A 22,422-nucleotide genomic window follows, 5' to 3' on the forward strand; every position below is an offset into this window, starting at 1 on the left:
GGCAATGTCTCGCCCGAACGGAGGCCCTCGCCCGTGAGCTCTCGTCCCGCACCCCCCACCGTCACCAAGATCGGCGCGGCCGCGACGGCGGGCCCTCCCGGCACGGCGGGCCGGCCCGCGCGGGGCGGGCTGCGGATGCGCATCGCCGCCGGCTTCGCGGCGATCCTGGTGCTGGCGCTCGGCGTCGCGCTGTTCGCCGCCTACAACGTCTCGCGCCTCTCGCAGGACGTGGGGGCCTATGGCGCGGTCGTGGCGGAGGCGGAGCGTGCGCAGGCGATCGACCGCGCCCTCGTGGCGCTCTCGCTCGGCGCGCGCGACGCCCTCGCCGACGGCAGCGAGGATGCGCTCGCCGCCATCGCGAGCCGCGAGGCCGCTCTCGAAGCCGCCATCGCGCAGGCCCGTGCCGCGACCACGGACGCGGACCGCCGCGCCCTCGTCGAGAGCATCGCCGAGCGCTTCGCCGCCTTCTCGGAAGGGCTGGAGCGCCTCTTCGCCGACAGCGCCGCGCTGCGCGCGGTCGTGAACGACACGATCGACCCGGCGGTGGCCTCCGCCATCGAGACCATGAATTTCGCCATCTACAGCGCCTCCATCGACCAGGACACCAACACGGCGAACGGGCTCGCCATCGCCATGAAGGACATGCTCAGCGCGCAGGTGGCGCTCGGGCGCTACGTCGCCGGCACGAGCGACGACGCGCAGGTGGCGCGCACCAGCATCGACCTCGCGGTCGATCGCGCCGCCGGCCTCTTCGCGGGGGTGAGCCACGCGGGGCGTAAGGCCCAGCTCGGCGAGATCCTCGCGAGCATGGAGACGTTCCGCGCCGGCATGAGGGAAGCCGTGACGCTCTCCGACGCGCAGGCCGCTCTGCGCGAGGAGGTGCTCGGCGCCGCCGAGCGCGCCGTCGGCGAGGCCGCGCAGGGTATCGTCGCGGACGCCAATGCCGAGGCCGCCGCCATCGGCCGCGGCACGCAGGCGTCGGCCGACACGACCGTGACGACGACGCTCGCCACCTCCGCCGGCCTCGCCGTGCTCGGCGTCGCCATCGCGATCCTCATCGGGCGCTCCATCGCCGCGCCGGTCTCCGCCATGACGGGCGCGATGAACCGCCTGGCGGAGGGCGACACCAGCGTCGAGGTCCCCGGACGCGAGCGGCGCGACGAGATCGGCGCCATGGCCGCCGCCGTCGAGGTCTTCCGCCGCAACGCCATCGAGCGCCAGCGCCTCGCCGGCGAGACGGAGGCGGAGGCCACGGCCCGCGCCGCTCGCCAGCGCGCGGTCGAGGAGCTCGTCGCCGGCTTCCGCGGCGAGGTGGGCACGCTCCTCGCGCGCGTCACCGGCCAGATGGACGCCATGCGCGAGACCGCCCGCACGCTCACCGGCATCGCCGCCGAGACCGCGCGCACCACCGACGAGACGGCGACGGAGAGCCGCGAGAGCGCCCAGACCGCCACCGTCGCGGCGCAGGCGGCGGCGAGCCTGTCGGCCGCCATCGACGAGATCGCCCGCACCGTGGGCGAGACGACGGAGGTCGTCTCCCGCGCCACCCACGCGGCCGGCGAGACGAGCGGGCGCGTCGCGGGCCTCGCCGACGCCGCCCAGCGGATCGGCGACGTCGTCGACCTGATCCGCTCCATCGCCGAGCAGACGAACCTGCTCGCGCTCAACGCCACCATCGAGGCGGCGCGGGCGGGGGAGGCCGGCAAGGGCTTCGCCGTCGTCGCGGCCGAAGTGAAGCAGCTCGCCGACCAGACCGCCAAGGCCACCGCGGAGATCGGCCAGCAGATCGCCGGCATCCAGGCCGAGACGGGTGCGGCCGTCTCCTCCATCGCCCACATCGCGGAGATCATGAAGGAGGTGGACGTCCACACCACCGCCATCGCCGCGGCGGTGGAGGAGCAGGGCGCCTCGACGAGCGAGATCTCCCGCAACGTCGAGACGGCCGCGCGCACCAGCGAGGCGGCCGCGCACAATATCGGCGCCGTGCAGGCCTCGACCGCCCGCACCACGACCTCCGCCGACGCCGTCGACGAGGCCTCCCGCCTCGCCGCCGAGGAGACCCGCAGGCTGTCGCAGACGATCGACGGTTTCCTGGAGCGCGTCGCCGCGGCCTGACGCGCCACCTGTCGGCCCTTGCCCTCGCCGGCCGAACCCACGACCATGCGGGCATCCGCCTCGGAGCCCGCATGGACGCCTATCTCCCCCAGGCCTTCGCCTTCCTCCTCGGCGCCGTTCTCGCGCCCCCGCTGTTCAAGCGGCTCGGGCTCGGGACGGCGGTGGGCTATCTCGTCGCCGGGCTCGTCATCGGCCCCTCGGGCCTTCGCGTCTTCGACGACGCGGATTCGGTGCTCGGCGTCTCGCAGCTCGGCATCGTGCTCCTCCTCTTCGTCATCGGCCTCGACACGCGGCTCTCGCGGCTGGCTGCGATGAAGGGCGACATCGTCGGGCTCGGGCTCGGCCAGGTGCTCGTCACCGGCGCCGCGATCGGGGCGGTCGCGCACCTCCTCGGCCTCGGGATCGCCGCGGCGGCCCTCGTCGGCTTCGCCTTCGCGCTCTCGGGCACGGCCATCGCCCTGCAGATCCTGGAGGAGCGCAACGCGCTCGCCTGCCCCTACGGCCGGCGCAGCTTCGCCGCGCTGCTGACGCAGGACGTGCTCACCGTCCCGGTGCTCGCGCTCGCACCCATCCTGTTCGGCGCCGCCGCTCTGCGCGAGAGCGCCACCGGCTCGGCGCTGGGCGACGCGGCCCTCGCCATCGGCGTCGTCGTCGGCATCGTCCTCGCCGGGCGCTACGTCCTCGATCACCTGTTTCGCATCCTCGCGACCGCGGGCGCGCGCGAGGTAATGACGGCGGCCGCCCTCCTCGTCGTGCTCGCCGCCGCCCTCGCGGCGCGGGCGGCCGGCCTGTCGATGGCGCTCGGCGCCTTTCTCGCTGGCGTGATGCTCGCGGGCTCCTCCTACCGCCACCAGATCCAGGCGGACGTCGAGCCCTTCCGCGGGCTGCTCCTGGCGCTCTTCTTCATGTCGGTGGGCATGCTCATCGACGTCGCCGATCTCCTCGCGCGGCTCGATCTCGTGCTGGCGCTGCTGGCGCTCTACCTGCTCGTGAAGATCGCGGCGACGGCGCTGGTCGCGCGGATCACCGGCTCGACCTCCCGCGAGGCGGTGAAGATAGGCCTCGTGCTGGCGGCCGCGGGCGAGTTCGCCTTCGTCCTCGCGCCGCTCGCGGGCGCGCTCGGCCTCGTCGCGCCGGAGGACGTCGGCCTGATGATCGCGCTCGCCGCGCTCTCCATGGTCGCCTGCCCGCCGCTCGCGGCGCTCGGCCAGCGCGTGCTCGCGGCGACCGCGCCCACCGAGCGGATGGAGGAGGATTTCGAAGGCGCCGGCGGCTCGGCCATCCTCATCGGCTTCGGCCGCTTCGGGCAGATCGCCTCGCAGATGCTGCTCGCCGAGGGCGTCGAGACCACCCTCATCGACCGCGCGCCGGACCGGGTGCGCAATGCCGCGCAATTCGGCTTCAAGGTCTATTTCGGCGACGGCAACCGCCTCGATGTCCTGCGCGCCGCCGGCGTCGAGGAGGCGCGCCTCGTCTTCGTGTGCATCAAGGACCCCGACGAGAGCCTCGCCATCTGCGCGCGCCTGCGCGAGGCCTATCCCTTGCTCGCCATCTACGCGCGCTCCTACGACCGCACCCACACGATCGCGCTCGACAAGGCGGGGATCACGCTCTCCGTGCGCGACACGTTCGAGAGCGCGATCCGCGCCGGGCGCGAGGTGCTCGTCGAGCTCGGCGTCTCGCCGGAGCGGGCGCAGGTGGTGGAGGCGGACGTGCGCCGGCGCGACCTCGAGCGGCTCGAGGCGCAGAAGCTCGCCGGCATCGAGGCCGGCAAGGACATCCTCCACCAGAAGACGATGCGGCCCGAGCCGCTGCGCCAGCCCACCCGCAAGGGGCGCGCGCTCAACGAGGAGGCGCGCGCCCTCGTCGGCGAGGAGGAGCGGGCCGGCGAGGAGCGGCCGGCGGCGGAGTGATCCGCCTCAGCCGCCGATGTTGAAGGCGGCGAGCGCGGCCATGTTGACGATGTCGGCGTCCGTGGAGCCGAGCGTCACGATCTGCACCGGCTTGTCGAGGCCCACGATCAGCGGCCCGAGCACGGTGGTGCCGCCGAGCTCCTGGAGCATCTTCGTGGAGATGGCCGCCGAGTGGAAGGCGGGCATGACGAGCACGTTGGCCGGACCCTTCAGCCGCGAGAACGGGTAGGCCGAGAGCAGGTTGGCGTTGAGCGCCACGTCCGCGCCCATCTCGCCGTCGAACTCGAAATCGACGCGGCGCTTCTCGAGCATCGACACCGCCTCCTGCACGCGCTCCGCGCGCTCGGCGCGGGGCTGGCCGAAGGTGGAGAAGGAAAGCAGCGCCACCCGCGGCTCGTAGCCCATGCGCCGCGCCACGCCCGCGGCCTCCACCGCGATCTCGGCGAGCTCGTCCGCCGAGGGCATCTCGTGGATGGCGGTGTCGGCGACGAGCACCGCGCGCCCGCGGGCGAGGCACAGCGACACGCCGATGACGCGGTGGCCGGGCTTCGCGTCGATGACGCGGCGCACCTCCTCCATGGCGGTGGAATAATTGCGCGTCACGCCGGTGACGAGCGCGTCCGCGTCGCCCAGCGCCACCATGGTCGCGCCGAAATGGTTGCGGTCCTGGTTGATCAGGCGCTGGCAATCGCGGAACAGGTAGCCCTTGCGCTGCAGCCGGTCGTAGAGGAATTGCGCGTAGGCCGTGTTGCGGCTCGACAGGCGCGCATTGGTGATCTGGATGTTCTCGCGCCCTTCGAGATCGATGCCGGCGAGCGTCGCCGTCTCGTGGATGCGGTCCTCGCGGCCGACCAGGATCGCGGTGCCGAGCCCCTGGTTGGCGAAGGAGAGTGCGGCGCGGATCACCTGCTCCTCCTCGCCCTCGGCGAAGACGACGCGCTTGGGGAACTTGCGCACGCGCTCGAAGATGCGGTTGAGCGTGCCGGCCACGGGGTCGCGCCGCGCCGAGAGCGTCGCGCGATAGGCGCGCTTGTCGACGATGGGCCGGCGGGCGACGCCCGTATCCATCGCCGCCTGCGCCACGGCCGGCGGCACCGTCGCGATCAGCCGCGGGTCGAACGGCACGGGGATGATGTATTCGCGCCCGAAGCGCGGGCGCGAGCCCTGATAGGCGGCGGCCACCTCGTCGGGCACGTCCTCGCGCGCGAGCGCCGCCAGCGCCTCCGCGGCGGCGATCTTCATCTCCATGTTGATCGTCGTCGCCTGCACGTCGAGCGCGCCGCGGAAGATGTAGGGGAAGCCCAGAACGTTGTTGACCTGGTTGGGATAGTCCGACCGGCCCGTGGCGACGATGGCGTCGTCGCGGATCGAGGCGACCTCCTCGGGCGTGATCTCCGGATCGGGGTTCGCCATGGCGAAGATGATCGGCTGGGGCGCCATGCCCGCGATCATCTCGGGCGTGAAGGCGCCCTTCACGGACAGGCCGAACACCGCGTCCGCGCCGGCTAGCGCGTCCTCCAGCGAGCGCGCGTCGGTGGCCGCCGCGTGCGCCGACTTCCACTGGTTCATCCCGCTCTCGCGGCCGCGATAGATGACGCCCTTCGTGTCGCAGAGCACGACGTTGTTGGGGGCGAAACCCATGGCCTTGAGCAGCTCGACGCAGGCGATGCCGGCGGCGCCCGCGCCGTTGACGACGAGCTTCGTCTCCTTGATGTCGCGCCCCGTCAGGTGCAGCGCGTTGATCAGCCCGGCCGCCGCGATGATGGCGGTGCCGTGCTGGTCGTCGTGGAAGACGGGGATGTCCATCAACTCGCGCAGGCGCTCCTCGATGATGAAGCACTCGGGCGCCTTGATGTCCTCGAGGTTGATGCCGCCGAAGGAGGGGGCGAGGTAGCGCACGCAGTTCACGAACGCGTCCGCGTCCTCCGTGTCGACCTCGAGATCGATGGAATCGACGTCGGCGAAGCGCTTGAACAGGACGGACTTGCCCTCCATCACCGGCTTCGAGGCGAGCGCGCCGAGATTGCCGAGCCCGAGGATGGCGGTGCCGTTCGACACCACCGCCACCATGTTGCCGCGCGCCGTGAGATCGAAGGCGCGGCTCGGATCCTCGGCGATCGCCTTCACCGGCACGGCGACGCCCGGCGAATAGGCGAGCGAGAGATCCCGCTGCGTCGCCATGGGCTTCGTCGGCACCACCTCGAGCTTCCCGGGCCGCCCCTGGCTGTGGAACGCGAGCGCCTCCTGATCCGTGAAGGTGGGACGCGTGCGGCGAGGCGGGGTCGTCATGAGGAGGCCGATGGTTCGTGATGGAAAGGGGAGCGGGACCTTACGCGGGAGGGGGGAGGGGGGCAAGGTGGAGGTTGGGAGGGGGGATTTTTTGGGGGGATTTGTGGGGGGAGAGCGCGCCCAAAGCTGTCATCCCGGGCGCCGAAGGCGACCCGGGACCCATGAACACAGGTGCTCGCCATAGCGTGCGCGACAGCGCGCGCGGCCACGAACGGCCTGCATCGGCCCCCGGTGGCCGGACGCGCTCCCGCGCGCCCTGAGGCCAACCATGCGTGTTCTGGGTCCCGGGCCCGCTTCGCGACCCGGGATGACAAGGGGAGAGCGCGCCCGACACTGTCATCCCCCGTTCCCTGCTCCGAGGAAACGCTCTTTCCCCGGACGGTCGGACTGTGCTAGGGTTGCACCCGGAGTGAGGAGGGAGCGTTTCCGCTCCCCCCTCGTTTTCATCGACCGCCTATGGCGAAGCGGAAGGCGAGGCTCCAGCTCGCCTTCCGCACCACGCGGAGATCGATGGACACGCTCACGCGCGGCAGAAGCCACGACATCGCTTGTCCTCCGTTGACCGAGCGAGGCTGTCGCCCTCAGGCGTCGGAGCCCATGTCCGACACGAGACGCTGGACCGCCTTGGCATTCCATTCGATCGGCGGCATGGGAAGCGGGTGCGTGTGATCTGTCAAGCTTGATCGTTTCGGTTGTTTTACGGTTTCTCGTTCGACGATCGTTCCTTGCGCCGACGCATCAGCCATGAATGAGAAGCGGCCCGGCATCCTGCACCAGCGCGTTTGCAGCCCACCACCGCCACCTCCCCGCAGGGGAGGACGACGGCCTTCGGGCCGGAGGGTGGGGAGGGGGCGAGCCGGCCCGCAATGCTGGCGACCGGCCCCACCGCCCGCGCCGAGGCGAAGTCCGAATTCACTCTTAGGGGCGAGGTGCAGCGAGGCCGTATTTGAAGCGATATGACGACAGTGGATCAAGTAAGAATGAGCGAGTAGACACTGCTCGCCTTGAATTTAGCCTTTGGGCGAAACAGCACGTTTGCGGTAGACAATCTGTTGCAATCGCGCAACACAAGGCGAGATTTCGACTTTTCGAGATTGCGATAAGGCTCTCAGAATGTAAGTGTCGTCGAGCGCACGCGAGGGATTGGATAAAGGTCGATGCTCAGTTCACTGCTCACTTTCCGCGCCGAGAAAATACTGGGAGACAAAAACTATGAGATGAATTTTACCGGCGATACATCGATAATCGTAGGGCCTAACGGTTCCGGAAAAAGTACTTTCCTTAACGTTTTTTACCTTTTTATTACACGTCAATGGTCTCGGCTGGCCGAGTACAATTTTCAGCAGGTTTCTCTGACTACAAACTCCGGAAAAATTGAGCTACACAAAGGAGATTTGTTTAATGTAGACGCTTATGCAAAGATGTCGCCGAGGTTAAAGAGAATATATAATCAACTTGCTGCACAGAAACTCTTACCTCGATTTTTGTCCGGCAATAAGCTTACTAGCCGTGAACGGTCATCGCTGGCTGAGACGCTTGAGATTTCTGCAATTGACCTTGATTCTTTTCGACGCTATTTCGCTCATGAAAGTGAAGGGCTTTTCCGTTCGCAATTAGTAAGGGTCGAGCAGGATCTAGAAGCTCTAGAAATTGGGCGAGTCCTTTATCTCCCAACATACCGCAGGATTGAGAAAGACCTCAGTTCGATATTTCCCGATATCGAAGACCGTTTCAGGAGCCGTGTTGCAGACTCTCAGATGACTGCTCGCCAGGGTGGGAATTTTCAAGAGATTATTAGCTTTGGAATGGATGATATTTTCAAGCTCATTTCTAATCACACCTCGACACTAAACTCATTAGCCAAGACAAAATCCGATGATGCGGCGCAAGAATATATCAGAGACATGGTTAAAGGTGCGATTAAAGAATATTCGGTGGGCCGTATTCGAGATATGAATTCTGCGGTTATTAGTGAGTTTGTATCGCGCCTTGATGATCAGTTGCTGTCGACGGAAGATAAAAACGAGTTAAGAAGCAAGATTGAAGACTTGCGTGTCAAGAAAGTCGGCAAACCGAATAAAGATATGCAGTACCTCGGTTTTTTTGTCGAGAAAATGTTGAATGTATATATAGAGATGCAGGAAGCAGAAAGGCCATTCAACGAGTTTGTTGCGATAATCAATCGATATCTTAGCGGCAATAAGGTGGTACAATACAGAAACTATGAATTTTCGATTGTAGACAACTATTCGGGTGATAACATCAATCTTAGCGAGCTCTCTTCAGGAGAGAAGCAGATCGTATCGGTATTTGCCTATCTTCTTCTACGAGAAGAGAAAGGTACCGTGGTTTTAATCGATGAGCCGGAGCTTTCATTATCGGTGCCATGGCAAAAGACATTCCTTCCCGATATACTTGCTACCAGAAGGTGTAGTTTTGTGTTAGCAGTGACACACAGTCCTTTCGTATTCGACAATGATCTACGCTCGTCAATCATAGATGTGCGAAAGCTGACGGTGAAATAAGCGATGACAAGACAATCTGACGGCTCCACCGATTTCGAGCAAATGCTTATGAAAGAGCAGTCTAATCCAAACGCTGGATTTGTCCAACTATTATTGTCTGATTATGATGAAAAATCTGTGTGTATTTTCGTTGAAGGTAAAGACGATCCAGCATTCTATTTTGATTTTTTCTCAGCATGGTTTCCGGAATCTAGTATTCTTTTCTTTCCCTGCGGTGGGCGGAGAGGTGTCATTGGCGTCAAGTCCGCTCTAGCTGCGTACTCTCTTTCAGTCCAACCAAAAGCGATTTACTATCTGCGGGATCGTGACTTCGATGATGTTTTGGGGCGTAGGTGTGAAGCCGAAGTATATCGAACTGATTATTACTCCGTCGAAAGCTATTTTGCGAATGGAACGTTCTTCTCTTACCTCCTTCGTCGGTTTTCCGCGCCGGCGCCGAATTTAAATTATTTGAGGAGTATCGAAAAACAGATTAACGATACCTTGGTAAAGGTCTCGAAGGTAATGCTGGGACCTATGGCCTTGTTGGCCATTCTGCGTAGCAAAGGCGTAGATTTCAACTTCGATAAGCTCAAGATTGATCAAATAATTGATCTCTCAACAGCAAACTTTCGCATGCAGAAAAGATCAATGAAGATGATGATGGCACTCGAACTTGGCAATGTGTCTTACTCCCTCAAAGAGCTGATGGGTGTCTCTCGTGTCATGAGGAAGATGGATTTCAAGCAATGGGTACGTGGAAAGATTCTTTCTCAGGTCATGCGCCGCATATGCGCTTACCATCTTGAGCAAGTAGAAGCAAAGACGGGGCGGTCGTACAGATTTCTAGCTGATATGTTCGGTCGGTTGGCTCTGCAATACTCGTTCGGGTATCTGAAGAGGCTGGATACCTTGGAGAGGTATGTTCACTCGGCTATAAAATCGTAGCCAAACCGCACCCCCTCCCCACCATCCTCCCCCGGCATCAGGAACACCAACCCCTCCCGCTCGAACGCCTCCCGCAGCAAGTCCACGGTCCGCTGATACCCCTTCAGCGGCCCCGGCTGCAGTTCGAGCCGGGCGATCGTGGGGTGCGAGACGCCGGAGCGTTCGGCGAGCTCGCGCTGCTCCCAGCGGAGCAGCGCGCGGGCGGCGCGGAGCTGTTCGCTGCTGATCCGTCGGGCCTTCACGCGCCGCACACCCCAAAAGCTGATAAATCTCGTATTGACTTCGTCCGCCGGACATGATTATACGATTATCACCATCAACCGACAACGAGGAGACCCCTCATGCCGGAGCGCGTCGACGCGTGTCCGCTCGCGAGCCTGTGCGCGGAGGCGGAGCGGCTGATCGCGAGGAAGGAGGTCGTGGAGCGGGACGGGCTCGCGTCGGATTCCGAGCGGGTGCGGCGGCGGATGCACAAGGTCGTGGACGAGATCGACCTGACGCTCGGCCACATCGCCGGGCGGGCGTCGGATCATCTGCCGCGCTCGCCGGAGGGGGCGCTGTTCGCGCTCGCGCTCGCGGCCGGGCTCGCGGAGACGATCGCCGTCTCCGACGAGCCGCCCCCGCGCGCCGACCTGCGCCGGCTGCGGCGCCATCTCGCTGGCTTGCGCGCCTATCTCGAGGACGGCCGCGCGCCGATGCCGGCGGGCGTCGCGCGGTACTGGATGCCGGCGGGGGCGGACCTGCGGGGGGAGTTCGCCTGAGGGCGGTTTGCGCTCCCGCTTCCGCTTCGCGGAACACGCCTCTCGGCGTGCCCCATCCGTCACCGCGCTTCGCGCGGCGCCACCTTCCCCTACAGGGAAGGAGGGGTCACCCCCGCGTGGGCGTCTTCGCGACGCTGTTCTCGTCCACCACGCGGCGGTAGAGGCGCCAGGTGGCGTGGCCCAGGACCGGCATGGCGACGGTGAGCCCCACCAGCAGCGGGGCGGAGCCCAGGATGAGCAGAGCCGCGACGATCGCCGCCCAGAGCGTCATCGCCCGCTTGTTCTCGCGCACCGCCGCAAAGCTCGCCGCGAGCGCGATGCCCGCGCCGACGTCGCGATCCACCAGCATCGGCAGCGACACGACGCCGATGCAGAAGGCGAGCGCGGCGAAGGCGGCGCCGACCGCGTGGCCGACGATGACGAGCGCCCAGCCGCTCGGCGTGGTCAGGACCTCGCCCAGGAAGGCGAAGGGGCCGGCGATCGGCGTCGCGCCCCAGGTGGCGGCGAAGATCGCCTGCGCGCTCGCGATCCAGGCGACGAAGAGCGCGGCGAGCATGAGGCCGATGATGAGGATCGAGGTCACGCCCGGCCGGCGCAGCGCGTCGAGGCAGGAGATCCAGGTGCACTCGTCCCCCGTCTCCCGCCGCCGGCTCGCCTCGTAGAGCGGGATCGCGGCCAGCGGCCCGACGATGGCGAAGCCCGCCACCAGCGGGAAGACGAGCCACAACCCGCTGTCGGAGAACACGGCGAGGCCGAGCACGATGCCGAAGAGCGGGTAGAACAGGGCCAGGAAGAAGAGGTGGGAGGGCTTCGCCAGGAAGTCCCGCCAGCCCTCCCGGAGCGCGGCGGTGACGTCGCCGGGCGCGATCTCGCGGATCGTCGGGCGCGGCGGCGAAGCGACGGTGGCGCGAACGGCGCCGGATGAGGTCGTCGTGGCGTGCGGCATGTGCGCCTCCCTCGAAGCGTCTGCCCCCGGTCGTCCTCTCGTTCTCGGCTTCTTGCCGTCGGCCGCGATCGCGCCCCGCCGACGGATGTCTCTTCGACGTAGGGCGCCCGCGACGGCGCGACGAGGGCCAACGCGCGGATATCTCGCGGTTTCCCGAAGCCGGCGGTTCCGCGCCCGTCTGCAAGGAAGGGCTTTCCTCTGCGCAAGCGGAGTCTGGGTTCATTTTAATCAACTGTTGTGCGTCGCTATTTATCGGATGCTCCATCGGTGGCGCACGTACGTGCCGCACAGGAAACGATGGAGCCGACGATGGGTATGAAGATGCACGGCGGGATCGGCATGCGGCTGGCCCTCGGGTTCGGGTTCATGCTGCTGCTCATGGTGGCGCTGACCTTCGTGTCGACCACGCAGGTGAACCGGCTCGACCGCGATCTCACCGAGATCAACGAGGTCAACAGCCGCCTGCAACGTTTCGCCATCAACTTCCGCGGCAGCGTGCACGACCGCGCCATCGCCATCCGCGACGTGGTGCTGGTGGACGATCCCGGCGCGCGCCGCGAGGCGGTGGCGACGATCGCGAGCCTCGCCGCCGCCTATGCGCAGAACGAGCAGGCGATGACCGCGCTGGTGGCGGAGGTCGACGCCTCGCCGGCGGAGCGCGACATCCTCGCCGACATCGCCGCGATCCAGGCGCGCACCAACCCGCTCGTGGCCGAGATCGTCCGCCTGCAGGAGGCGGGCGACGAAGCGGGCGCGCGGGCGATCCTGCTCGGCGAGGTGAGCGGGCTGTTCACGGACTGGCTCGGTGCCATCAACCGCTTCATCGACTTCCAGGAGGACGCGAACCAGCGCATCGGCGCGCAGGTGAGCGCGTCGGCCGCCGGCTTCCAGACGCTGGCGCTCGTCGCGCTCCTCGTGGCGGGCGTGCTCGCCATGGCCACCGCGCTCCTCGTCGGGCGCTCGGTGACGCGGCCGGTGAACGGGCTCGTTCGCGCGATGCAGCGCCTCGCCACCGGCGACACGGCGGTGGAGATCCCGCATGCGGATCGTCGCGACGAGGTCGGCGACATGGCCCGCACCGTCGTCGTCTTCCGCGACAACGCGGCCGAGCGCGTGCGCCTCGAGCGCGAGGCCGGCCTCGAGCGCGACCGCGCCCGCGAGCGCCAGGCGCAGCTCGAGCAGCTCATCGCACGCTTCCGCGAGATCATCGCCCGGGCGCTGGCGAGCGTGAACGACGGCACGCGCTCCATGCGCGAGACCGCGGGCTCGCTCAGCGAGGTCGCGGGGCTCGCGGTGGGCCAAGCCAACGCCGCCCGCGAGGCGTCCTCGACGGCGAACGCCGAGGTGCAGGCGGTGGCGACTGCGGCCGAGCAGCTCTCCGCCTCCATCCGCGAGATCGCCGAGCAGGCGAGCCGCGCCACCGACATCGTGCGCCGCGCCACCGACACGGCGCAGGAGACGAACGCCAAGGTCGGCTCCCTCGCCGAGGCGGCGGAGCGGATCGGCGCCGTCGTCGACATGATCCGCACCATCGCGCAGCAGACGAACCTGCTCGCGCTCAACGCCACCATCGAGGCGGCCCGCGCGGGCGAGGCCGGCAAGGGCTTCGCCGTGGTCGCGGCGGAAGTGAAGCAGCTCGCCGACCAGACGGCCAAGGCCACCGACCAGATCGCCGAGCAGATCACCGCCGTGCAGGGCTCGACCCGCGAGAGCGTCGACGCCATCCGCGACATCGGCACGGCGGTGCACGACATCGACGGCTTCATGCAGGCGATCGCCACCGCGGTGGAGGAGCAGGATTCCGCCACGAAGGAGATCTCGACGTCGATCGCGGTCGCCTCGCGCGGCGCCTCGGACGCGACGCAGAACGTCGACGAGGTCACCCGGGCGATCGACGAGACCTCCGGCCAGGCGCGCACGGTGCTGGGCGTGTCCGACACGCTGACCGACGTGGCCAAGGAGCTCTCCGAGGCGGTGGAGAGCTTCCTCGAAGGCGTCGCGGCGGAGCGTCGCGAGCGCAAGGCGGCCTGAGGGGCGAAGCCTCTCGCGGCAGGCCGGGTGAATACCACCCCGGCCTGCCTCAACGTAACCGATTAACCGAGAATTAGTACGCACGGCGCCACCTTCGGATATCCGGTCGACAGATGCACGACCGCCCATGTTCTCCAATCCGGAGCTCGTCCGTGCCGCGCCTCCTCTCCCGCCTGCTTTTCCGCAACCGCGCCCGCGCCACCTCGTCGACCCGCTCCGCTCCCGGGCGGAGGCGCCGGGGCGTTCATCTCTCGCTGCGCGCGAAGCTCATCGGCGGGTTCTCCGTTCTCGTTCTCGCGCTCGTCGCCCTGGTCGCCGTGGCGGCGCAGGGGCTGCGGACCGTGGACGGGCTGGCGGAGGGCCAGCGCGAGGCGGCGGCGGCGGGGCGGCTCCTCGTCGAGGCGGAACGTGCCGTTCTCTCCGCGCGCCACGCCGTCGAGCGCTTCCGTAGGGAAACGAGCGAGCAATCGGCAGACGCCGCGGGCGCGGCGGTGGCGCGTCTCGGCGAGGTGGCGGAGGCGCTCGAGGCACGCTTCTCCGCGGACGAGGCGGCGGCGGAGCCCCTCGAGGCGACGCTGGAGGCGCTGGGGCTTCTCGAGCGCAGCTTCGGGTCGCTGCGCGAGATCGCCACAGAGGTCGGCACGATCGCCGAGCGCGTGCATACGAGCGGGGAGGGGGCGCGCACGCTCCTCCTCGCGACGATGGCGGACGCCGCCGCGACCGGACGCGGCGAGGCCGCGCTCGACGCCGCGACGATCCTCGATCGGCTGATGCTGGCGCGCGTCCACGTGCAGCGCCTCGCGACGAACCTCGACAACACGGACGCGGAGCGCGCTCGCGCCGCCATGTCGGAGGCGGTGGCGGGGCTCAATCGCCTCGACCGCGCGCTCACCGATGCGCAGAGCCGCGAGCGCCTCGGCGACCTGCGCGAGGCGCTCGCCGCGACGGCGGAGGACGTCAACCGGCTCAGCGGCATCGCGCCCATGCGCGGCATGATCGCAAACGGCCTGGAGACCCGCGCCGGCGCCATCGCCGCCGGCGTCGCGGCCCTCGCCGAGATCGGCGAGACCCGCCGCCTCGCGCTGGAGGCGGCCTCAGAAGCGAGCATCGCCGAGACCATCGCCACGACGATCGCCATCGGTGCCGCCTTCGCCGCGTTGGGCGCGGTGCTGGCGCTCTGGCTCGGCCTGTCGATCTCGCGCGCCATCCTCGGCTTCTCGCGCTCGCTGACGCGCATCGCCGCCGGCGAGACGGGCGTCGCGATCTACGGCCGCGGCCGCGCCGACGAGATCGGCGCGCTGGCCGAGGCGGTGGCCGGCATCGAGGCGAACGCGATCGCCCGCGCCGAGGCCGACCGCGAGGCCGAGGCCGCGCGCGAGCGCGAGGCTGCGGCCGCGCGCAAGGCGCAGACCGCGGCGCTCGCCGCGCGCTTCCGCGAGGCCGTGGGCGGCATCGTCGAGCACGTCGCGGGCGCCGCTCGCGAGATGGAGGGCGCCGCGCGCGGCCTCACCGCGACGTCGCAGGAGGCGTCGGGCCAGGCGGCGGCCGTCGCCTCCGCCTCGGAGGAGACGGCCGTGAACGTCCAGACCGTCGCGGCCGCGGTGGAGGAGCTCGCCGCCTCCACGGGCGAGATCCGCCGGCAGGTGGAGGATTCCACCGCCATCGCCGGCGAGGCGACCCGCATGGCCGAGGGCACCGCCGGGCGCGTGCGGGAGATGGCCGAGACCGCCGAGCGCATCGGCGCCATCGTCACGCTGATCCAGGAGATCGCCGAGCAGACGAACCTGCTCGCCTTGAACGCGACGATCGAGGCGGCGCGCGCGGGGGAGGCGGGGCGCGGCTTCGCCGTCGTCGCCGCGGAGGTGAAGGGGCTCGCCGATCAGACCGCGAAGGCGACGGTCGAGATCCGCGACCAGATCGCGGGCATGCAGGGCGTCACGAGCGCCTCGGCGCAGGCGATCACGGAGGTCTCCGGTACGATCGAGCGGCTGAGCGCCACCGCCGGCGCCATCGCGGCGGCGGTCTCGCAGCAGGGCGCGGCGACGCGGGAGATCGCTCGCAACGTCCAGGAGGCGGCGGTCGGCGCTTCCGAGGTCTCAGCGGCGATCGTCGGCGTGAACGAATCCGCGGCGACGTCCTCGACCGCCGCCGGGCGCGTCCTCGCCTCGGCCAGCGAACTCGCGAGCCAGGCCAGCGACCTCGACCGCGCGGTCGACGCCTTCGTGCGCGCGATCACGCAGGAGGAGGAGACGGCGCGGGCCGCGTGAGGCGGCCGAGCGCCCTCAATCCGCGCCGCGTACGGGAACGGCGGCGGGGGCGTCGGCGCGGGGGCGGTACGCCTTCTGGATGAAGAAGATCGCCGCCGCGAGCCCGACGCCGATCGCGTCCGTCACGAGCCCGCCCTCGATCATGAAGAGGGCCGCTACCGCGAGCAGGACGCGCATGTACCAGGGCGAGCGTCCGCCCAGGAACCAGCCCTGCACCGAGGCGGAGAGCAGGAAGACGCCGACCACCGCCGTGACCAGCGCGCGGGCGATCTCGAGCCAGGTGCCGTCCATCAAGAGCGCGCCGTTGTAGAAGAACATGAACGGCACGATGAAGGCGGCGATGCCGATCTTGAAGGAGGCGACGGAGGTCTCCATCGCGTTGGCGCCCGAGATGCCCGCCGCCGCGTAGGAGGCGAGCGCCACCGGCGGCGTGATCGCCGAGACGACGGCGAAGTAGAACACGAAGAAGTGCGCCGTCAGCAGCGGGATGCCGAGCTGCACGAGCCCGGGCGCCACGACGGAGGCGGCGACGGCATAGGCCGCCGTCGTCGGCATGCCCATGCCGAGCAGGATCGCGATGAGCATGGCGAAGACCATCGCCAGCAGCTGGGAGGCCTCCGCGAGCCCCAGCAGCAGCGAGGAGAAGCGCGCGCCCACGCCCGTGAGCGAGATGACGCCGACGATGATGCCGGCGCAGGCGCACACGACGATGATCTGGATCGACATGATGCCGGCGAGCTCGAGCGCCTTGAGGATCGAGCGAATCCCCATCCGGTAGGGCGTGAGCCAGCTGACCACGGCCGCGGCCGCCGTCGCGAGCGTGCCGGCTCGGATGACGGAATAGCCCATGAACAGAGCCGCGATCAGGATGATGATCGGGATGAACAGGAACACCCGCTTGAGCATCGCGGGGAGCTTGGGCAGCTCGTCGTCGCGCATGCCGCGCATGCCGAGCTTCGCCGCCTCGAAATCCACCATGAAGTAGATCGAGGCGAAATAGAGGATCGCCGGGATGATCGCCGCGATGGCGATCTCGGTGTAGGGGATGCCCGTCACCTCGGCCATGATGAAGGCGCCCGCGCCCATGATCGGCGGCATGATCTGCCCGCCCGTGGAGGCCGCGGCCTCGATCGCGCCGGCGGTCTTCTTGTGGTAGCCGACCTTCTTCATCAGGGGGATCGTCAGCGAGCCCGTGGCGACGACGTTGCCGGCGGACGTGCCGTTGATCATGCCCATCAGGCCCGATGCGAAGACCGCGACCTTGGCCGGCCCGCCGCGGGCGCGGCCGGCGAGCGCGAAGGCGAAGTTGACGAAATAGTCGCCCACCTTCGAGGCCTGCAGGAAGGCCGCGAAGATGATGAACAGGATGATGTAGGTCGAGGAGACGGCCGTCGTGGGGCCGAGCACGCCGACGTCCGTGTAGAGCTGGCTGAAGAAGCGCTGCCACGTCACCCGCGGCGCCTCGAGGAAGCCTGGCAGCCAGGGCGCGACGAAGACGTAGGCGAGGAAGATCACGGAGATCATCACGAGCGCCATGCCCGCGACGCGGCGCGTGAGCTCCATGATGAGCAGCGTGCCGGCGACGGCCGCGAGCGAGATCCCGATCGGCGCGAAGGGCGTGCCGGTCGAGTTGCGCATCAGCGTGCCGTAGATGGTGATCAGGTAGGCCGCCACCGCGAAGCCGCACACGGCGAGGACGAGGTCCGGCGCGGTGACGCGGGCGCGCTCGCGCTTGTGCATCCACGACAGGACGATGGCGCCGATCGTCGCGAGAAGCAGCGGCGCGCCGTACAGCCAGGTCTCGCGGAACTTGATGGTGGCGTCGAGCCCGTTCCACATCACGCCGCCGTCGATGAGCCGTGCGAACCAGAGCGCGACGCCGAAGGCGAAGAGGGCGGGGATCATCAGCATCCAGCCGGCGATCTCGACCATGCGGGTCTCGCCCATCGCGTCGTCGGCGAAGCGCGTTCCGGCGAAGAGGACGAAGCCGAGCGCCAGCGCGCCCGCGACGTGGACGATGCGGAAGTTCCACGTCTCCATGGGGAGCGTGGGCAGGAAGCCCAGGCGGATGCCGGTCCAGTCGGAGATGGACAGGCCGTTGAGCGCCGCCAGGTGGAAGCCGGCATAGATCGCCGCCAGCGTCGCGACGACGAGGTAGAGCCGCGGCCCGAAGAGCCGGCGGTTGCTCTCGATGGGCTCCTCGTCGACGCCCTCCGCCAGGATGAGCGTATCGTCGGCGATCTTGTTGCCGGCCATCTTGTCGCTCGCCATCGTCTCGCTCGCTCGCTGTCCTGTCGCGTCGCGACCGCCCGCGCGGGATGCGCGGGCGGTTTCTCGTGTCGGGGTCGGCCGGATCAGCCGCCGTGGATCATGTCCTGCGGGATGGAGGCGCCGTTCTCGTTGAACCAGCGCGCCGCGCCCGGATGCCAGGGCAGGACGGTGTTCTTGTCGGCGTTCTCGACCGTCGTCGCCTCGGCGGAGCGGTGGATGCCCATCATCCGCTCGTTGTCCGACATCACCACGTTGGTGACCTCGTAGATGAAGCTCTCCGGCAGGTCGCAATTCGCGATCGCGAAGTTCCACATCGACACGGCGCGGGCCGGCTCCTCCAGCGTCGTGTAGGTCGAGGCCGGGATGTCGAAGGCCGCGACGGGGAAGGCGTCGACGATCTGCGCCTGCTCCTCCTCGGTGAACTCGATGATGTTCACGTCGGTCTGGACCTCGAGCTGGCTCACCGCCGGGACCGGCACGCCGGCCGCGAAGGCGATGACGTCGAGGAGCCCGTCCTGGAGCTGGCCGCCGAGATCGTCCCAGCCGCCGTTGCGGCGCTCGAAGTTCACGCCGAGCTCCTCGAGCATCGCCGGGAAGTAGGTGTCGGAGGTGGAGCCCGCCGGGCCGAAGCCGATGCGCGCGCCGTCCGGGATGTCGGAGATCTGCTCGATGCCCGAGGACGACAGCGCCGTGATCGAGAACGGCGTCTCGTACATCGGGAAGACGGCGCAGACGTTGTCCATGGCGAGGCCCGGGGCGATGGGGTTGTTGCCCTCCATCGACTCCCGAGCCGGGCCGAGCGTCGTCAGGCCGAGCGCGGCCTCGCCGGTGTGGACGAGGGCCATGTTCTGCATCGGCCCGCCGGTGACCTCGCCGGCGCCCGACACGCCGAGCTCCTCGGAGATCAGGTTGGCGACGCCCGATCCGTAGACGAAGAACGTGCCGCCCTGCGAGGCGGTGCCGATGGTGAAGCTGGAGGGCCAGCCCGAGCGGTCCTGGGCGGCGGCGGCGCCGGCGCCCAGCGCGAGAGCGGCTGCGGCTGCGGTGCAGACGAGATGAGACGTCTTCATTGCGTTCCTCTCCATGTCGATCGCTTATCGTGCGTTGGGCTCGGCCGTGCGCGGAGGAACGGACGCGCGTGTGCGCCCCGCGGGGCGCGAGCCTCGCGGGCGTGACGGCGAGCCGAAAATCGGGCACCTCGTCAAGCGCGGCGTCCCCCCTTGCCGAATGGTCGCACCCCTCTAAATCGAGGGTAGCGCCACTCGTGCGTGTGAGCGCGTGCCGCGGCGGCTTTCACCGCCTCGGCCAAGCTGCGTGCACGATAGGAGGGAATACGAGGTGGCGGCAAGCCACGCCGGTGCAATGTGGGATGATTTGACGTCGGGTCGAAGCGCGTCGTCTCGCCGCTGTCAGGCGGCGCGCTCGCGCTGAAGCCGACGCCGGCCCTTCTCGCGGTTGCCGCACACGTCCATGCGGCACCAGCGTCGCGACCCGTTCTTGGACGTATCGAGAAACAGCCATTCGCAGGTGGACGAGCCGCAGGTCTTCACCCGGCCCAGGCGCTCCGCCGTGAGCAGCGCTTCCGCGGAGGATGCGACGGGGACGAGCGCGTCGAGCAGGCGCGGTTCACCCTCGCCCGCCTGTGCGCGCACGAGCCCGTTCGCGCCCCAGGCGAGACGCGTCGGGCCGCGCGCAACGGAGAGAACACGGTCGAGCGCCGCGAGGTCCTGCTCCGCAGGCGCTCGCCCGGCGATCGCCGCGCGGAAGATCCGGGAGAGCGCCTCGCGCAGCGCCCGGACCTCGCGCATGAAGGCCTCGGAGGCGGCGTCGTCGCTCGCGGCGAGACGCACGAGCGTACGGAAGCGCGCCTCGTCCACCGCTTCGCGTCCGCGCAGCCAGGTCAGCGTCGCGAAGGCGTCGGTGAGGCTGTCCTCCCAGCGCCGAGGGGAACGTGCGCGGCCGGTCGTGCTGTTCACGAAGTCCAGGGCGAGGGCGCCCGACTCGAAGAGCGCTTCAACCGGTGATCCCAAAGTCATGGCATGACGCCTCGTTAGGTCGATGATTTCCAAGGCTATTTTTACATCTTAACCGCCTATGTGCAACACCCCGGACAATTAACCCCCAAAATACGGTTGACAGGATAAAGCGCGCTCGCATAACTACGTACACAACCAAGCCATGCGCTGCGGAACGATCAGGGGGTGTGTCACGGTCGCCCGCGACGAAGCGCAGAGGCACGACGAGCACGAACGCCGACGGGTCGGCGCTCGGGCAGGATCCTCGACCCCACGAAACCAGCGACCTGGAACGCAGACCAGGGCGCGGCCGCCGTGCCGTCGCCCTGACGGGAGATCGTGTGCCATGCGAAACGAACCCACCGCGCAGACGCCACTCACGGGTCTCGTCGTCTTCGATTGCGACGGCGTCCTCGTCGACAGCGAGACCGTGAGCGCCCGCGTCCTCGTCGTCATGGCCGCCGATCTCGGCCTGTCCTTCACCCACGAGGAGGCGCTCGCCTTCCTGCGCGGCCGCAAGGTCGCCACCTGGGTGGCCGAGCTCGAGGCGCGGCTCGACCGCGCCATCGCCGACGCGTTCATCCCCGCCTTCCGCAGCGCCGCCGCTTCCGCATTCGAGCGGGAGCTCGAGGCCGTCCCGCATGTCGAGAGCGCGCTCTCGCGCATCGCGGCACCCTTCTGCACCGCCTCGAGCGCGCCGCGCGAGAAGATCCGCCAGACGCTCGGGCTCACGGGGCTGCTGCCGCATTTCGAGGGGCGCATCTACAGCGCCTACGAGGTCGGCCACTGGAAGCCGGACCCGCGGCTCTTCCTGCACGCGGCGAAGGACATGGGCGCGGCGCCGCAGGACTGCATCGTCGTCGAGGACAGCCTCGTCGGCGTCCAGGCTGGCGTCGCGGCCGGCATGACCGTCCTCGCCTACGCCCCCGGCGACACCGCGCCGATGCTCGCCGATGCCGGCGCGACCCCCTTCTCCTGCATGACCGAGCTCCCCGGCCTCCTCGCCGAGTGGCGGCCCGGCTCGGTCCTGCCCGAAAACCAGAAAACGCCTGCCCCCCTCGCGGTCGCCGTCTGACCAGCACGAACCCGGAGCGCACCGATGCCCCTCCCGTCCGTCCTCGAGAAGCTGCAAGCCGCCGCCCCCGCCGCAGAGATCTGGTGGGATTCCTCGCCCCTCGTCTACCCGGCCTTCAAGGAGAGCACGCTCGCCCTGGCGCCGGACGCGCAGACGCGCACGCGCTGGGCGGCCCAGCTCGACCGCTTCCTCGACACCGCCCATCCCACGGGATCGCTGGTGCGCGGCGTGACGACGAACCCCTCGCTGATGGCCAAGAGCATCATCGAGGCGCCGGAGACCTGGGCGCCGGAGGTGCGCGAGGCGCATCTGCGCCAGGCGCGGCCCGACGTGCGGGAGACCTACTGGATCATCTACCAGGAGGCGCTGCGGCGCGCGGCGCAGGTGATGCTGCCGCTCTGGCGCGCCACCAACGGTAAGTACGGCTGGGTCTCCGGCCAGCTCGACCCGCGCTGCATCTTCGACGCCGACGCCATGCTGGAGCAGGGCCTCCAGCTCGCCCGCATCGCGCCGAACCTGATGGTGAAGGTGCCGGGCACCCGCCAGGGCTACGAGACCATCCGCCGGCTCGTCTCCCGCGGCATCTCCGTCAACAACACGCTCTCCTATTCCGTGCCCCAGTTCACGGCCTGCATCCGCGCCGTCGAGGCGGGCCTCGCGGAGGCGCGCCGCCAGGGCGTCGACACGAGCCGCTGGCGCACCGTGATCACGCACATGATCGGGCGCTTCGGCACGCAGGGCGATCTCCTCGACGAGGCGGCCGCGCGCGGGATGTCGCTCTCGCCGCGCGAGATCCGGCTGGCCGAGATCGCGATCCTCAAGCGCATCCAGCGCACCATCGTCGCGAACGGGCATCCCGTGACGATGCTGCTCTCCTCGCTCGAGACCGACGCGCCCGAGACTGGGGCGCTCTCCATGCACCTCGAGGAGACCGCCGGCGCGGCCATCGCCTACACCTGCAAGCCGAGCTTCGTCGCCGACCTGATGCGGCGCGAGGCCGAGTGCGGCGAGCTCGACCCCGGCGCGATCGACCGCGAGGTCCCCGCCGAGACGCTGCGCAAGCTCCAGCGCCTGCCGTACTTCGCCAAGGCCTACGACCCGGACGGCATGCCGCCGGAGGACTTCGCCAATTACGGCGCCTTCATCACGACCTACGCCGAGGTGGCGCGCAACGCCCGCAGGCTCGTCGACTTCGTGGCCCAGCACGCGATGGCGCCGGAGGCGGCCGAGGCGGGCGAGCCCGTGCTCGATCCCGCCTACGCCACCGCCGCCGAATGAGGGAGCCGA

At 68.5% G+C, this 22,422-nt stretch carries 15 protein-coding genes; 9 read left to right on the plus strand and 6 right to left on the minus strand.

The genetic code is table 11. From position 1 onward, the window contains the following. The first annotated feature begins 33 nt into the window (after positions 1-33). Both IEX89_RS20255 and IEX89_RS20260 read left to right on the plus strand, forming a co-directional pair. Positions 34-2,115: a methyl-accepting chemotaxis protein gene (locus IEX89_RS20255; RefSeq protein ID WP_188915090.1), complete on the plus strand. Its 2,082-nt coding sequence runs from the start codon at positions 34-36 to the stop codon at positions 2,113-2,115. Positions 2,116-2,186: 71 nt separating this feature from the next. Beyond that, entirely contained in the window at positions 2,187-4,028 is a 1,842-nt protein-coding gene (locus IEX89_RS20260) for a cation:proton antiporter domain-containing protein (protein WP_188915091.1), read from the plus strand. A 6-nt stretch (positions 4,029-4,034) separates the two neighbouring features. Here IEX89_RS20260 and IEX89_RS20265 read toward each other — a convergent pair whose 3' ends face one another. Beyond that, positions 4,035-6,317 (minus strand): NADP-dependent malic enzyme, encoded by a 2,283-nt coding sequence (locus tag IEX89_RS20265; protein ID WP_188915092.1) that lies wholly within the window; start codon positions 6,315-6,317, stop codon positions 4,035-4,037. Positions 6,318-7,474: 1,157 nt separating this feature from the next. Between IEX89_RS20265 and IEX89_RS20270 the strand changes: the two genes are divergently transcribed. Together IEX89_RS20270 and IEX89_RS20275 are read left to right on the plus strand one after the other, a co-directional pair. Continuing rightward, complete coding sequence (locus tag IEX89_RS20270; RefSeq protein WP_188915093.1) at positions 7,475-8,842, plus strand: AAA family ATPase; 1,368 nt, start codon at positions 7,475-7,477, stop codon at positions 8,840-8,842. 3 nt (positions 8,843-8,845) lie between these two features. Then, positions 8,846-9,769, plus strand: a complete 924-nt coding sequence (locus IEX89_RS20275) for a DUF4435 domain-containing protein (RefSeq protein WP_188915094.1) — start codon at positions 8,846-8,848, stop codon at positions 9,767-9,769. Here the strand turns inward: IEX89_RS20275 and IEX89_RS20280 are convergent. Beyond that, a complete protein-coding gene (locus IEX89_RS20280; RefSeq protein ID WP_244645603.1) occupies positions 9,748-10,011 on the minus strand; it encodes a helix-turn-helix domain-containing protein in 264 nt (87 codons plus the stop codon). The genes IEX89_RS20275 and IEX89_RS20280 overlap by 22 nt on opposite strands. A 99-nt stretch (positions 10,012-10,110) precedes the next feature. Between IEX89_RS20280 and IEX89_RS20285 the strand changes: the two genes are divergently transcribed. After that, positions 10,111-10,530 carry a hypothetical protein gene (locus IEX89_RS20285; protein WP_188915095.1) on the plus strand — a complete coding sequence of 140 codons (420 nt, stop codon included), beginning with the start codon at positions 10,111-10,113 and terminating at the stop codon, positions 10,528-10,530. A gap of 106 nt (positions 10,531-10,636) precedes the next feature. Here the strand turns inward: IEX89_RS20285 and IEX89_RS20290 are convergent, their stop codons facing one another. Further along, on the minus strand, positions 10,637-11,476 hold the full coding sequence (locus tag IEX89_RS20290; RefSeq protein WP_188915096.1) for a DUF2189 domain-containing protein: 840 nt from the start codon (positions 11,474-11,476) through the stop codon (positions 10,637-10,639). A 309-nt stretch (positions 11,477-11,785) separates the two neighbouring features. Here IEX89_RS20290 and IEX89_RS20295 point away from each other — a divergent pair, with 309 nt between their 5' ends. Together IEX89_RS20295 and IEX89_RS24650 are read left to right on the plus strand one after the other, a co-directional pair. Then, on the plus strand, positions 11,786-13,507 hold the full coding sequence (locus IEX89_RS20295) for a methyl-accepting chemotaxis protein (RefSeq protein WP_188915097.1): 1,722 nt from the start codon (positions 11,786-11,788) through the stop codon (positions 13,505-13,507). Between the two features lie 152 nt (positions 13,508-13,659). Further along, on the plus strand, positions 13,660-15,774 hold the full coding sequence (locus tag IEX89_RS24650; protein WP_194483505.1) for a methyl-accepting chemotaxis protein: 2,115 nt from the start codon (positions 13,660-13,662) through the stop codon (positions 15,772-15,774). 15 nt (positions 15,775-15,789) lie between these two features. On the opposite strand, the gene IEX89_RS20305 is transcribed toward IEX89_RS24650, so the two are convergent. From IEX89_RS20305 to IEX89_RS24290, 3 genes are all read right to left on the minus strand, one after another. Then, on the minus strand, positions 15,790-18,045 hold the full coding sequence (locus IEX89_RS20305; RefSeq protein ID WP_244645604.1) for a TRAP transporter permease: 2,256 nt from the start codon (positions 18,043-18,045) through the stop codon (positions 15,790-15,792). Positions 18,046-18,128: 83 nt separating this feature from the next. Beyond that, on the minus strand, positions 18,129-19,115 hold the full coding sequence (locus IEX89_RS20310; protein WP_188915099.1) for a TAXI family TRAP transporter solute-binding subunit: 987 nt from the start codon (positions 19,113-19,115) through the stop codon (positions 18,129-18,131). A 339-nt stretch (positions 19,116-19,454) separates the two neighbouring features. Continuing rightward, positions 19,455-20,081, minus strand: a complete 627-nt coding sequence (locus tag IEX89_RS24290) for a CGNR zinc finger domain-containing protein (RefSeq protein ID WP_210317685.1) — start codon at positions 20,079-20,081, stop codon at positions 19,455-19,457. 325 nt (positions 20,082-20,406) lie between these two features. Here IEX89_RS24290 and IEX89_RS20320 point away from each other — a divergent pair, with 325 nt between their 5' ends. Then, positions 20,407-21,135 carry an HAD family hydrolase gene (locus IEX89_RS20320; protein ID WP_188915100.1) on the plus strand — a complete coding sequence of 243 codons (729 nt, stop codon included), beginning with the start codon at positions 20,407-20,409 and terminating at the stop codon, positions 21,133-21,135. 24 nt (positions 21,136-21,159) lie between these two features. Further along, on the plus strand, positions 21,160-22,413 hold the full coding sequence (locus tag IEX89_RS20325) for a transaldolase family protein (RefSeq protein WP_188915101.1): 1,254 nt from the start codon (positions 21,160-21,162) through the stop codon (positions 22,411-22,413). The last annotated feature ends 9 nt before the right edge of the window (positions 22,414-22,422 follow it).

The organism is Salinarimonas ramus (assembly GCF_014645695.1).
Classification (GTDB): Bacteria; Pseudomonadota; Alphaproteobacteria; order Rhizobiales; family Beijerinckiaceae; genus Salinarimonas; species Salinarimonas ramus.